General features: G+C 73.0%; 13 protein-coding genes and 1 riboswitch. Of the genes, 8 read left to right on the top strand and 5 right to left on the bottom strand.

The features are described from left to right. The first annotated feature begins 151 nt into the window (after positions 1–151). Entirely contained in the window at positions 152–910 is a 759-nt protein-coding gene (locus tag LZ495_RS10260) for a helix-turn-helix domain-containing protein (protein WP_235051755.1), read from the top strand. Further along, entirely contained in the window at positions 880–1,428 is a 549-nt protein-coding gene (locus LZ495_RS10255; RefSeq protein ID WP_235051754.1) for a hypothetical protein, read from the top strand. The genes LZ495_RS10260 and LZ495_RS10255 overlap by 31 nt, the downstream gene beginning before the upstream one ends. On the opposite strand, the gene LZ495_RS10250 is transcribed toward LZ495_RS10255, so the two are convergent. Further along, positions 1,429–2,070 carry a TetR/AcrR family transcriptional regulator gene (locus LZ495_RS10250; RefSeq protein ID WP_235051753.1) on the bottom strand — a complete coding sequence of 214 codons (642 nt, stop codon included), beginning with the start codon at positions 2,068–2,070 and terminating at the stop codon, positions 1,429–1,431. Between the two features lie 176 nt (positions 2,071–2,246). Here LZ495_RS10250 and LZ495_RS10245 point away from each other — a divergent pair, with 176 nt between their 5' ends. The 3 genes from LZ495_RS10245 to LZ495_RS10235 all read left to right on the top strand — a co-directional run bounded on the left by LZ495_RS10245 (position 2,247) and on the right by LZ495_RS10235 (position 4,861). After that, on the top strand, positions 2,247–3,251 hold the full coding sequence (locus tag LZ495_RS10245) for a TIGR03620 family F420-dependent LLM class oxidoreductase (protein ID WP_235051752.1): 1,005 nt from the start codon (positions 2,247–2,249) through the stop codon (positions 3,249–3,251). Between the two features lie 64 nt (positions 3,252–3,315). Next, positions 3,316–4,167 (top strand): alpha/beta fold hydrolase, encoded by an 852-nt coding sequence (locus LZ495_RS10240; protein ID WP_235051751.1) that lies wholly within the window; start codon positions 3,316–3,318, stop codon positions 4,165–4,167. Between the two features lie 19 nt (positions 4,168–4,186). After that, positions 4,187–4,861 (top strand): copper homeostasis protein CutC, encoded by a 675-nt coding sequence (locus LZ495_RS10235; RefSeq protein ID WP_235051750.1) that lies wholly within the window; start codon positions 4,187–4,189, stop codon positions 4,859–4,861. Positions 4,862–5,009: 148 nt separating this feature from the next. Here the strand turns inward: LZ495_RS10235 and LZ495_RS10230 are convergent, their stop codons facing one another. After that, positions 5,010–6,209, bottom strand: coding sequence for a transglycosylase family protein (locus tag LZ495_RS10230; protein WP_235051749.1), 1,200 nt, complete (start codon positions 6,207–6,209; stop codon positions 5,010–5,012). 5 nt (positions 6,210–6,214) lie between these two features. Further along, positions 6,215–6,399: riboswitch (cyclic di-AMP (ydaO/yuaA leader) on the bottom strand. A gap of 328 nt (positions 6,400–6,727) precedes the next feature. Between LZ495_RS10230 and LZ495_RS10225 the strand changes: the two genes are divergently transcribed. Together LZ495_RS10225 and LZ495_RS10220 are read left to right on the top strand one after the other, a co-directional pair. Next, positions 6,728–7,423, top strand: coding sequence for a hypothetical protein (locus LZ495_RS10225; RefSeq protein ID WP_235051748.1), 696 nt, complete (start codon positions 6,728–6,730; stop codon positions 7,421–7,423). Between the two features lie 103 nt (positions 7,424–7,526). After that, a complete protein-coding gene (locus LZ495_RS10220) occupies positions 7,527–8,327 on the top strand; it encodes a DsbA family protein (protein WP_235051747.1) in 801 nt (266 codons plus the stop codon). Between the two features lie 63 nt (positions 8,328–8,390). Here LZ495_RS10220 and LZ495_RS10215 read toward each other — a convergent pair whose 3' ends face one another. Further along, complete coding sequence (locus tag LZ495_RS10215) at positions 8,391–9,488, bottom strand: LacI family DNA-binding transcriptional regulator (protein ID WP_235051746.1); 1,098 nt, start codon at positions 9,486–9,488, stop codon at positions 8,391–8,393. A gap of 264 nt (positions 9,489–9,752) precedes the next feature. Between LZ495_RS10215 and LZ495_RS10210 the strand changes: the two genes are divergently transcribed. Then, positions 9,753–11,390: an ABC transporter substrate-binding protein gene (locus LZ495_RS10210; protein ID WP_235051745.1), complete on the top strand. Its 1,638-nt coding sequence runs from the start codon at positions 9,753–9,755 to the stop codon at positions 11,388–11,390. 40 nt (positions 11,391–11,430) lie between these two features. Here LZ495_RS10210 and LZ495_RS10205 read toward each other — a convergent pair whose 3' ends face one another. After that, positions 11,431–12,270 (bottom strand): arginase family protein, encoded by an 840-nt coding sequence (locus LZ495_RS10205; protein ID WP_235051744.1) that lies wholly within the window; start codon positions 12,268–12,270, stop codon positions 11,431–11,433. Between the two features lie 127 nt (positions 12,271–12,397). Then, positions 12,398–12,850 carry a hypothetical protein gene (locus LZ495_RS10200; protein ID WP_235051743.1) on the bottom strand — a complete coding sequence of 151 codons (453 nt, stop codon included), beginning with the start codon at positions 12,848–12,850 and terminating at the stop codon, positions 12,398–12,400. Positions 12,851–12,972: the final 122 nt, after the last annotated feature.

Raw genomic sequence — 12,972 nt, 5'->3', positions numbered from 1 at the left:
CCCCCGTTCGCTCCGGGGTCTTCTGCTGTCCGGTGTCCCGGAGTGCCGCCGGAGTTGCTGGAGATTGTGCCGATCCGGGGCTGCCGCGGTGCGTCCACTGCGGTGCGATCCTCCAGGTCCGGTCGGCGTGTCGCGCGCCTAGCCTGGCCCGATGGAGTCCGCCAGAGACACTCCCCGTCCGCCTTTCTCGCCACCGGCCGCGCGCCGGGCCCGGGTCGGCCTGCACTTGACGCATGATCAGGTCGCGCATGGCCTGGCCGCGTTCCGGATCTTCGCGGACGGCCGCGCGGTGGCCGACTGGGAGTCCGGCCGGTCCGCGCCCGGGGAGGCGGAACTGCTCGCGCTCGCGGAGATCCTGTGGTGCTCCCCCGCCGACCTGATGGGCAGTGCGGGGGCGCTGCGCGAGCACCGGATCGGGCAGCGGCTCTCGGTCGACGAACTGTGCGTGCGGATCGGCGTGCCGCGGGCCAGGTACGAGGCGATGGAGCAGGAGAACACCTGGCGCGGTGACGAGCGCTCGACCGCCGCGCTGGTCCGCGAATTGCGGCTCTCGCTGCGCGATCTGGCCACGGTGTCGGGTGCCGCACCGGAGGTGGACCGGCTGCTGCACGAGACTTTGCAGGGGCGGCCGAAGTCGCAGGCCGCGCCGATGGCGCGGCTGCTCGGGCTGCGCAGGTCCCGGGTCGCCGCGGCGCTGGCCGCGGTGCACGAGGAGTTCACGCACCGGGCGCGGGTCTCGCTGTCGTGGTCGGACGGCGTACCGGGTGCGCGTCCGCGCTCGGACAGCGGGCCGGACGCGGCCCCGGACCCGGCGCACATCGCCGACCGCTTCTGGGCGGCGCTGGGGAACCCGCCCGCGGAGTCGGGGATGATCGGTGTATGGCACCGGGACCGCCTGGCCTCCGACTGACCGCGGGCACGCCGCGGGTCTATGCGTACGTCGGGCCGCCCGAGATCGCCGCGGCGGCCGCGGAATCGGGCGCCGCACCCGGCCAACCGATCGTTTCGTCAGGCGACTTGGCCGCTTGGCTGACTGCCCGGGACCGCGCGGAACACTCCGAGCCGTTCACCTATGCCGTCACCGAGGACGGGATTCTTCGCTTGGCGCCGCGGCGCAGCGAGCATGTCGCTTGCGCCGCGGGGCGCCCGGTACTGGCCGCGGGTGAGATCGGGTTCGCGGTCCGATCGGGCCGGTGGGTGGTGGACGAGGTGAGCAATCTTTCGACCGGCTACTGCCCCGAACCGTCTTGTTGGGACGTGCTTTCGGTGGTTCTCGACCGCATCGGGGTGCCGCATCCCGCAGAGCTGACGTACGCGATCGTGTTCCGGCGCTGCGCGGCGTGCGCGGAGCGGAATGTCGTGCGCGACGGGGATTTCACCTGCGCGGTCTGCGATGCGGCACTGCCCGCCGCATGGAACTTCGGGTAGTCAGCGGGGCCGAGCCGCGTCGAGCACCAGGGCCAGCAGGCGTTCGGGCTGGTCGGGATCGGGGCTGCGGGCGGTGGACAGGGCGATGCCGACGACCAGCTGGATCAGGTCGTCGGCGCTCAGGTCGCGGCGCACCGACCCGGCTTCGCGGGCCCGGCCGAGCAGCGCCTCGGCGGAATTGTGGATCGACAGGTGGCAATTGAGGTCGAGTTCGCCGCCGGCCTCGGCACCGCCGCCGGCCGCGTCGGCATCGGCGATCATCGCGGCGACGCCCATGCCGTGCTGGGTCCGGGCGTGCTCGAGGAAGGCGCGCAGCCAATCCGCCAGAGCCTCGTCGGCGGGCCGGTCCGCAGCGAGGAGTCCGTCGGCGTGCCCGCACAGGGCCGTGACGCGGTCCTTCACGACCGCGGCGACCAGGGCGTGCCGGTTGGGGAAGTGCCGGTAGAGCGTGCCGGGGCCGACGCCCGCGCGGCGCGCGATCTCGTTGAGGGACGCCTCGGGCCCCGACTCGGTGAAGACCTCGCGGGCCGCGGCCAGCACACGTTCGCGGTTCTGCCGGGCGTCGGCGCGCCGGGGCGGCTGCGCTGCGCTGGGGGGTGCGCCGTGTGGTGCCGTGTGGGATGCGGTGTGGGGTGCGGCCATGTCTGCCTGTTCTCCGGCGGGGTCTCCGCTGCTCGGGGTGCGTGCTGCGCGGTCCGATCCTATCCGCCCCCTGGAAAAACGGAGAGGTTCTCCGTATTGTCGTGGCAGTCATCCGGAGAACCTCTCCGGTTATTCGGCGGCCTGTCCGCGACCCCGCGAAGGAGCACGGCACCTCCATGCCTGCACACACGCCTGCACACCTGCCTGCACACCCCGACTACACGGACCCCGCTTCGCTCTCCGCCACCGCCGGCCTCGGCCGGGCCGGGATCTGGACCTTCGGTTTCGACGCCCACCCCGCCGGCCGCGTCCGGGAGGCCGCCGCCGAGATCGAGGAACTCGGCTACGGCGCCCTCTGGTACGGCGAGGCGTTCGGCCGCGACAGCGTCGGCCAGGCCTGGCTGCTGCTCGCCGCCACCCGCCGCCTCACCGTCGCGGCCGGCATCGCCAACATCGCCTTCCGCGACCCGATCGCCATGGCCACCGCGGAACGCACCCTCGCCGACGCGTACCCGGGCCGCTTCGTCCTCGGCCTCGGCGGCCATCGCGTGGACGACACCGTGCACGAGATGGACGGGTACCCGATGCCGGCCCGCGGCCGCGCGGTCGCCACGATGACCGCGTACCTGGACTCGATGGACGCGGTCCCCATGCACGGGCCGCGCCCCGACGGGCCGCCGCGCCGGGTCCTCGCCGCGCTCGGCCCCAAGATGCTGCAGTTGGCCGGGGCACGGGCCTGGGGCGCGCATCCGTACTTCGTGCCCGTCGAACACACCGCGCAGGCCCGCGCCTTGATGGGCTCGGCGGCGTTCCTGGGCGTCGAACAGGCCGTCGTGCTGGACACCGACATCGAACGGGCGCGCGAGATCGCCACTGCGCACGTGGCCATGTATGTCGCCGCGGCGCCGCATCAGGCCGCCAACGTCCGGCGGCTGGGCTTCGGCGACGAGGACACCGTGAACGGCCCGAGCCGCCGGCTCGTCGACGCGATCGTGGCGTACGGCGATGTCGAGGCCGTCGAGCGCCGCGTCCGCGCGCACCTCGACGCGGGCGCCGACCACGTGTGCCTTCAGGTCCTGACCGCCGACCCCGCCCGGTTGCCGCTCGAGGAGTGGCGGGAAATCGCCCCTGCGGTCGTCGGTTCCCCGGTGCCGAGCGGTGCTGCGCACGGGGCCGGGTGACGCACGGGCGGGTTCCGCCGGACACTGTCGGGTGGACGCGTCGACCGAACGAGCGGGGTGCCGAGTGGCGGTCATCGAGAGTGTGCGGATCCAGGCCGGCGGCCTGGCCTTCCGGGCCCGGGCAGCCGGCCCGGCGGACGGCCGCCTGGTCGTCCTGCTGCACGGCTTCCCGCAGACCTCGGCGGAATGGCTCGCGCAGTTGGACGCGCTGGGCGATGCGGGCTTCCGGGCCGTCGCTTTCGACCAGCGCGGGTACTCCCCCGGTGCCCGGCCCGCGGAGGAGTCCGCGTACGACCGGGACGCGCTGGTCGGCGACGTGCTTGCGGTCGCTGACGCGCTCGGCGCGGCCGGCGCGGGGTTCGACCTGGTCGGCCACGACTGGGGCGGCGCGATCGCGTGGCAGGTCGCCGGCCTGCACCCGGCGCGCGTGCGCAGCCTCGGGGTCGTGTCCACGCCGCACCCGGACGCGATGTCCGCGGCGGCCCGCGACGGCCGCTCCGACCAGCGCGAACGCTCGTCCTACATGGACCTGTTCCGGACCCGCGGCACTGCCGAGGAGACCCTGCTGGCAGACGACGCCGCGTATCTGCGAGCGGCGTACCAGGGCCTGCCCGAGGCGTCCGTCGCGGAGTACCTCGACGTGCTGCGCGAGCCGGGCGCGCTCACCGGGGCGCTCAATTGGTACCGGGCCATCACGCCGAAGTCGCTGCACGACGCGGGCCGGATCGCGGCGCCGACGCTGTACGTGTGGGGTGCGGACGACGCCGCGCTGAGCCGTGCGGCGGCCGAGCGGACGGCGGAGCATGTGGCGGGCCCGTACCGGTTCGTGGCGCTGCCGGGCGTGGGGCACTGGGTGCCCGAGCAGGGCGCCGACGCGCTGAACACCGCGCTGCTGGAGCACCTGGCGGCGCACTGACGCGTGGCAGGATCCGGACATGTCGCAGAGCCTGCTCGAAGTCGTGGTCCTGTCCGCCGCCGATGCCCGCGCCGCGGCGGCGGGCGGTGCGGACCGGGTGGAGTTGGTGGCGGACATGGCGGCGGACGGGCTGACCCCGGACGCAGGTGTGTTCGCCGAGGTACGCGAGGCGGTGGAGATCCCGGTCCGCGTGATGGTGCGGCGAGCCGCGGGCTTCGCGCGCGGTGTGCCGCTGGCCCGGCTGTGCGCCGATGCCGAGGCCCTGTGGCGGGCGGGCGCGCGGGAGTTCGTGGGCGGCTGGCTCGGCGAGGACGGCCGGGTGGACGTGGAGGCGTGCGAGGAAGTCCTCGGCGTGCTGCCCGATACGCACTGGACCTTTCACCGCGCGTTCGACCACACGCGCGACCGTGCCGAGGCGTGGGAGACGGTCGGCGCGCTGACCGGCGTCGACACGGTGCTCACCTCGGGTGCGGCGGACGGCGTCGCGGCCGGGGCCGCGGTCCTCGCCGCGGACGCCGCCGCGGCTTGCGGACCGCGCATCCTGGTCGGCGGCGGCCTGCGGGCCGAGCACGTGGGGCAGTTGCGGGCCGCGGGCCTCGACGCGTTCCACATCGGCACGCCGGCGCGGCCGCGCGGCTGGGCTTCCCCGGTCGATGCGGAGCAGGTCGCCGTCTGGCGCGAACTTGTCGGATAGTCATACGACTTGACGGCACGCCGAGGCGGCGGGTGCCGGCCGGGAGCTGACCCCGGCCGGCCTCCGCCACCTGATCTCCTGCGTCAGTCCCACAACTGAGCAGGTCCTTCTCCTACGCCGCGAACGCGCGGGATGCCGCGGGCATCGCTCAGACGTTCACGCCGTGGGCCCGCAGGTACGCGTCGGGGTTGACGTCCGACCCGTACTCGGGCCCGGTGCGCACCTCGAAGTGCAGGTGCGGTCCGGTCACGTTGCCGGTCGCACCCGAGAGGCCGATCTGCTGGCCGGTGGCGACCTTCTGGCCCACCGACACCGAGATCGACGAGAGGTGCCCGTACTGGGTGTACTTGCCGTCCGGGTGCTTGATGACGACCTGGTTGCCGTAGGCGCCGCCCCAGCCTGCGGTGACCACGGTGCCGGTGGTGACCGCCTTGACCGAGGTCCCGGACGAGGCGCTGAAGTCCTCACCGGTGTGTCCGTGCGACCACAGCGACCCGGTACGCCCGTACGATCCGTGCGCCGCACCCGGGACGGGGCGGACGTAGCCGGACGACGACTCCTCGGACGCGGACGAGGCCGAGGTCTTGGTCGACGCCTGGGCCGAGGACTGAGCCGAGGACTTGGTGTCCGGGGTGAGCTTCGCCCCGGTCTCCGCCGAGCCGCCGGCCGCGGAACCGCCGCCCAGGGCGAGCTTCTGGCCCACGTAGATGAGGTCGGGGTTGCCGCCGACGACGTCGCGGTTGCTCTGGTAGAACTGCTCCCAGCCGCCGCTGACGTGCTGCGCGTCGGCGATCTTCTCGAGCGTGTCGCCGAGCACGACGGTGTACGAACCGGTGTTCTTCTCCTGGGACTTCGTCCCCTCGGAAGCCGCACTCTCGGACGTGCCGGCCGCGGACTTCGCGGCGCCGGACTTCAGCGTCTCGGACTTCGGGGTCTCGGACTTCTTGCTCGCCGAGGTGTCCACCGACGGCGAGCCGCCGCCCTTGGTCAGCCCGGCCTTGACCGAGCACACCGGCCATGCCCCCGGGCCCTGACTTGCCAGCACCTTCTCGGCGACGGCGATCTGCTGGTCCTTGGTGGCCTGGTCGGCCCGCGCGGCGTACTGCCCGCCGCCGAACTCGTTCCAGGTGCTCTGGGTGAACTGGAGGCCGCCGTAGAAGCCGTTGCCGCTGTTGATGGACCAGTTGCCGGTGCTCTCGCACTGCGCGACCTTGTCCCACGTGCTCACGGTGGCGGCCGAGGCGCCGGTGGCGCCGATCAGCGGGGTGACGATCGCGGCACCGGTGACACCGGCGGCGACGGCGATACGGGACTTGGTGCTCAGCCGGTTGCGGGTTCCGGACAGCATGAAGCGGTTCCTCTCCCACGCCTGCGAGGTGAGCTGTCGGATTCGGGCCGGAGATGCCCGGCCGCACCCTCCGCGTCCTCGTGCGTTTCGTACGAGGCGCAGTGGCGCGGCTTCACCCCAAGCCGTCCCGGTCGTCGACCGGTCGGCGGTTCACCTGGGTCCCCCGCTTCTGCCGTGGCTGGTGCTCAGCTGTCCCGTCCCGTCCGGCGGCAGAATTCGGCGTTCCGGAGAGCGGGGCCGGCGGGTAGGCCGACGCCGAAGAACGTAGGCAGCGGACCTCCGCCGACTCAAACGAGCCGCCCCGGCCAAGATTTTGCGAACTTTCCCTTTTGCAGACATCACCACGCCCCGCAGCCCCGCCCTGACACAACGCCGCCGATTCCCGCACGAACAGTCGGGCTGCGGCGACTTTCTGCACATCCCGGCCACCGCGCGTGATCCGCCGCTCATAAGGCGTGGCTTCGTAACCGAACCCAAAAGTCCTCGGCAACTCGGGACAGATGCGGTTTGATCCCCCGATGGGCTTCCACTCCTACGTCGCGGCAGTCGCCGACCGCTCCCTGCCGATGCACCGGCGCCGCGGGGCCATGGCCTCGGTCGTCCACCGCTACTCCCCGCTCGGCTTCCACGCCACCTGGTCGTACCTCCACACCCTCGGTGACCTGCGCAAGGACGAAGCCGCACTGGAATACGCCCTGGACCGACTGCTGACCAGCCGCCGCGCGCTGCTGGCCGACACCGCTGCGTTCGCGGCAAAGCGCCGCGTCGAGAAGGCGCAACACCGGCGGCGTCCCCAGCCTGACGACCTCCGCTATATCGGCGGCATCCGTTGGGCCGGGCCGGACGGACATGCGGTCATGTTCCGCGAGGCCGGAATCCGATTCGCCGCCCACCGGGCGACACCGTTCCCGGACATGCCCCAATCAGACCGAGCGCTGTTCGGTTATGTGGTGGCAACCGTCGAAAACTCCGTGTCCGCCTATCTGGAGCGGGACGGTGACCTGGACTCGACCGACTGGCACAAACTGCACAGCAAGTCGGCCCACTTGGAAGACGCGACCCGCCTTTTCGGATACCCGAGGTACGACGCAAGCGCGTTCCGGTACTTCCTGGAGCTGCAGTGGCTCGCCGCTCTCGTCCTCAATGACCACCAGGCTTCCTATGGAGGCCTGGCCTACCGGCCGCCCTGGGAGCACCGCTCGCCAGAGGGGTGATCGGTCGGCTCGGGTGGAGCAACGGGGCGTGTCCCTTCAGGCGGTCCGGTCGTTGTGTTGCGCGCTGTAGGGCGAGCACGAGCGGAAGGCGGCGGGCGCGGTTATGCGGTTGATTCTGAGTGCGGACGAGGGGCCCACCTCGCGGGCCTATCGGCGGCGCGTCCTGGTCATGGCCTCGGTGGGGCTGCTGGCCGTCATGATGGGGATCCTCGCGCAGTTCTCGCAGGCGACGTCGGCGCCCGGCCGGCCCGCCGGCGGTGTGACGCCGACGGCCCCCGCGGAGCGCACGGAGGCGGGCACGCTGCCGGCCGGGTTCTTCCCGGGGCCCGGGGCGGACGGCCGGGTCGTGGGGCCGCAGGCGGCGGTCGGGCCGATGTCGCTCGGGCGGGCGGATGCGCCGGTGCTGATGGTGGAGTACTCGGACTTCAACTGCCACTACTGCGGCGTCTTCGCGCGCGAGACCTCGTCGGCAGTCGTCAAGAAGTACGTGGACACCGGCGTGCTCCGCATCGAGTACCGCAGCTTCCCGATCCGCGGGGAGAGTTCGTACACGCTGGCGCAGGCGGCATGGGCGGCCGGGCAGCAGGGGCGGTTCTGGCCGTTCTACGACGTGCTGTTCGACAAGGGCGCGCGTTCCGCGGCCAGTGAGGACGCCCTTGTCGGGTACGCGCGCGCCGCGGGGGTGCCGGACCTGGCCCGGTTCTCCGCCGACGCGGCGAGCCCCGCGGCCCGGGCCGCGGTGGACCAGAACGTGCGGGACGGTGTCGCGGCCGGGGTGGAGATGACCCCGACGTTCGTGATCAACGGCAAGAAGCTGGTCGGCGCGCTGCCGAAGGAGACGTTCTTCGACGAGATCGACCGCGCGGCGCGCAACGCCCGCATGGGTATGCACATGCCGTTCTAGGGTTTCGGGTCGCCGACTCGGCCGCCGCACCCCGGGATGACCGGGCGCGGCGGCCGTTTCGCGTCAGCTGCCGGTGCGGGCGCTCGCCAGGGACGACGCGCGGATGTCGAGCCGGGTGGCCACCTCGGTGCCGCGCGGTTCGGCGAGGCCCTTGTCGAGGACCTCGACGAGCAGTTCGACGCCGGCCACCGCGACGAGCGCCGGCTGCATGCTGAGTGCGCTGACCGGCGGGTCGGTGTGCTCGGCGGTGGAGTCCTCGGTCGCGCACACGACGAGCAGGTCGTCCGGTACGCGCCGGCCGTGCCGCCGGGCGCAGTCCAGGATCAGCGTGGGGCTGACCTCGTTGAGCACGAACAGCGCGTCGGGGCCCGGCCCGGCGCCGCCGAGCAGTTCACCGATCGCTGCCAGCGTGGGGGCGACCCCCGGCCGGTCCACCATCGCCACGCGGACCCGGCGTCCGGTCTCCGCGGACCAGGCCTCCTGGGCCGCGAGGTAGCGGCGGGTGTACAGCGTGTCCAGGCCCGCCGTGACCATGGCGATGTCGGTGGCGCCCTGCTCGGCGAGGTGGTCCAGGACGCTGCGCATGGCGGCGTCGTAGTCGATGTCGACCCAGTAGCCGCCGGGCCGGCCCTCCACCCGCCGGTCGGTGAGGACCGGGATGCCGGCCGCCAGGAAGTCGTCCACGAGCGGGTCGTCGACCACCGGGTCGACCAGGCAGATGGCGTCCAGCGGCAGGTCGGCCCATTCGTCGCGCGGCGAGTGGTTGGGCAGCAGCACGAGCGCGTGCCCGTGTTCGAGCGCCGCGGTGGCGGTCGCGTTGGTGAGCTGCGTGAAGTACGGCAGTTCCATGTACGCCCAGGGCCCGGCGACGTACTCGCGCACCGCGAAGCCGATCAGCCGGGTGTGCCCGGCCCGCAGCAGCCGGGCGGTCGCGTTCGGGCGGTAGCCGAGCCGGCGGGCGGTCTCGCGCGCGTGCTCGCGTACCGCGTCGGACAGGCGCCCGGTGCCGTTGAGGGCCGCCGAGACGGTGGTCTTGGAGAGCCCCGCCTCGCGGGCCACGTCCACGAGGCGGACGCGCGCCACCGCAGGCTTGGCACCGCCTTGGCGTGCGGAGCCCGCGGGCCGCGCGGGCCGGCCTTCCCGACGATCCGCTTCGTTCATGGCCTCGATCCTGACAGTGTGCCGGGCAGGGACGGCCCTCCGGGATCGATGGGGTGTGATCTCGCGGGGGTCCGGTCAGGCAACCCTTGTACGGGAACGTTCCCGCGTCAATACTCGCGGCACCTGCCAGGACAGCCGGGAGCTGTCGGCTTTGCCATGCCCGCATGCTGCCGCCACCCCGCTGCACCACCTGCGCAGCCGTCCGCACGGCACGAAATTGCCGAAATTGCACGAAATGCACGAAGCACGAAAGGGCCGGTCCACTTGCGCCTGCTCAGAACCCCCGTACTGGCCGCCGCCGCAGCCCTGACCGTCGTCGCGGCCGCGGCCGGCTGCTCGGACGGCAGCGCGCCGCCGCACGGCTCCTCGGCGACCTACCGCCTCTCCGAGGACACGCCCGCGGCCCGGGGGCCGCTCGCCTCCGCGACCTGGTCGCTCTACGCGGAGCCGCAGTCGCTGGACTACCTGCACGCCTTCGACTACCTGCCCAACACCGTGCTCGCCAACGTCTGCGACCAGCTGCTGCGGGTCACCCCGGACCTGAAGGTCGTGCCGGGGCTGGCCGTGTCGTTCGCCAATCCTGACCCGCTGACCTGGGTCTACAAGCTGCGCGAGGGGGTGCGCTTCCACAGCGGCGGGACGATGACCGCGCAGGACGTGGTGGCCAGCCTGAAGCGGCACCTCGACCCGGCGCTCGGGTCGGCGTGGCGCAGCGCGTTCCGGGACGTCGCGGCGATCACCGCCACCGGACCGCTGGAGGTCACCATCCGGCTGACCAAGCCGAATGTGCTGCTCAACCAGCAGTTGGCGGCTTCCCCGGGCACCGTGGAGAGCGCCGCGTTCCTGGCCCGGGCCGGGAGCGGCTACGGCACTCCGCAGGGCGGCGTGGACTGCACCGGCCCGTACGCGGTCGAGCGGTGGACGCCGGGCACGTCGATCGTGCTGCGCAAGAACGCGGAGTACTGGGACACCTCCCTGGTCCCCCGCACCGAGCGGCTGGAGTTCGTCGTCATGCCCGACCCGGCCGCGCGCATGAACGCGCTGATGCTGGGCGAGGTCGACGGCGCGTACATGCTGCCGACCGCGTCGTACGCCAAGCTGTCCGACACCGGCGCCGGCGAGTTGTACTTCGGCGTGAACACCGGCGCCTACCTGGCCGCGGTCACAAATCTGGACGGCACGCTCGGCGACGTGCGGGTACGCCGCGCGCTGTCGCTGGCGATCGACCGCGAGGCGATCGTCGCGGACGCCCTCGGCGGGTACGGCAAGCCTGCCAAGTCCGCGCTGCCCTCGGCCGGTTGGGGCACGGTGCCGCCGGCCCGGGCGCAGGAGATCCAGGACGCGCTGCCGCCGCTGGCCCGGGACCTCGGCGCGGCGAAGAAGCTGGTCGCGGAGGCCGGCGCGCAGGGCCGCAAGGTCGTGGTGGCGACCAGCGACATCGGGGCCGAGATCAGCGTCACCGCGCAGGCGATCCGCTCCGCGGGCCGCGAGATCGGGCTGGACGTGGAGCTGCGGACCGTCTCGCCGGAGGCATACTCCGCGCTGTTCACCGACCAGGCCGCGCGCGCCGGCATCGACCTGCTGATCACCAGCGGGTACGACAGCACACCGGACCCGCTGGAGTTCTACCAGTCGCTGCGTACCGGCGAGGGCGCCAACTACGGCGGCTACACGAACCCGGAGTACGACGCGATCGCCCAGCAGGCGATGGGCACCGCCGACCCGGCGGCCCGGGCCGAACTCACGGTCCGGCTGCAGGAGATCGTGCTGCGCGACCTGCCCGACATCCCGCTGTTCGAGACGCCGCACAGCATGTTCATGAACAACCGGGCCACCGGGGCGACCGCGAACATCACGCAGCTGTACTGGCCGTGGGCGGCCACGTTGGGCGCGGCCGGCTGACGCCGCGGGATGCCCCCGCGGGCGGAGGCCTGCGGGGGCGTCAGCGCAGCAGCGCGCCGAGCCCGGCCGCGGTGAACAGGTCGCGCAGCACCTGCGCGTCGGCTTCCGCCGCGGCCGCGTCGCCGCTGGGTGCGTGCTCGGTGACGCCGAGGCCGACCAGCGTGAAGCGCGCGGCGAGGGCGGCGACGGCGGCGCACAGCTGCGCGGCGGTGATGCCGTCCGGTTCGGGATAGGAGAGCCCGTCGAACTCGTGCGGGTCCATGACGTCGAGGTCGACGTGCACGTAGAGGTGCGCGGCCCCGGTGGCGGCGACGGCTTCGGCGAGCGCCTCCGGCCCGGCGAGTGCGGCGACCGGGATCGTGCGCACGCCGTGCGCCCCGATGTAGGCGCGCTCCCCGGCGTCGAGTGCGCGGGTGCCGCCCAGGACCACCTGGTCCGGGGAGAGGCGGCGGTCGGCGGGCGGCAGGAGTTCGACCGGCCCGGCGCCGAGCAGGGTGCGCAGCACCATGCCGTGGAAGGCGCCGGACGGGGACTCCTCGGGCGTATTGAGGTCGCCGTGCGCGTCCAGCCAGACCACCGCGAGGTCGGTGCCGTACCGGCCGACCGCGGCGGCCACCGGCTCGAGTTCGACGCCGCAGTCGCCGCCGAGGGTCACCACGACCTGGTCCGGCGCGGTGCCGGCCAGCCGGTCCCGGACCGCCGCGGCATTGCGGACGAGGGCGTCGGGGGCCGGGTCTTCGGCCGGGACCGCGACCGCGAGGCCGGCGCGCAGCAGCCGGGCGCTGCCGTAGGCGCCGTCGACGAGCAGCTTCGGTGCGGCCGCGGACGACCCCTGCCACTGCGGGACGATCAAGACCGCCGGCTCCGCGGCACTCCCCATGGTGTCCACCTCTTCCTCGCGATCCGCGGTCGGCGGTCCGCTCCGTGCTCGGTGCTCTGTGCGCAAGTCCGACAGCCAACCACACCGGGTCGGCGATCGGGCGGCGGTTTTTCGGCGGCCGGTCGGGTCAGGTGCCGCCGCCGACGCCGGGCAGCACCGGCGGGCAGGCCACGGGCACGACGGTGAACCGGCCCTCGGGGCGGCCCTTGACCGGTATGTCGTAACTGAAGCAGCGGAAGATCGTCGACTTCCCGAAGGTGGTGGTGCGCAGTTCCTCGGCCTTGACGATGCCGGTGATGCCGTCCACGGTGCGGTCCAGCGTCACCACCCGCACCTTGACCTCCCAGAAGTCCAGGCGCAGCGAGTCGCGGACCGGCGAGGCTCCGGCGTCGAGTTGGCCGGCCACCACGTCCGCCCAGTGCCGGGCGTGTTCGAGGGCAAGTTTCTCGGTGCGCTTGAGGTCGCGGCGGGCCTCGTACTTGAGCGTCACCACGAGTCCGGCGACCACCAGGCCGACGACGACCACGGCGACGACGACCACCGACAGACAGCTGAACCGCGGCGCGCCCCGCCTGGCCATGACCGAACCCCTGTTGTCGCGAAGGCGGATCCGCAGCAGACAACGTGCCGAATGTGGCCGGTTTCTGCCCGAACCAGCTCGGTTTGCCGTTCGGATCCTGCAGGAAACCGCACCCTATCGAC

Origin of the sequence: Yinghuangia soli, from assembly GCF_021502675.1 — a bacterium.
GTDB classification, from domain to species: domain Bacteria; phylum Actinomycetota; class Actinomycetes; order Streptomycetales; family Streptomycetaceae; genus Yinghuangia; species Yinghuangia soli.
Note: the sequence above shows the minus strand (reverse complement) of the source record. Positions and strands in the feature narration are given on the sequence as shown.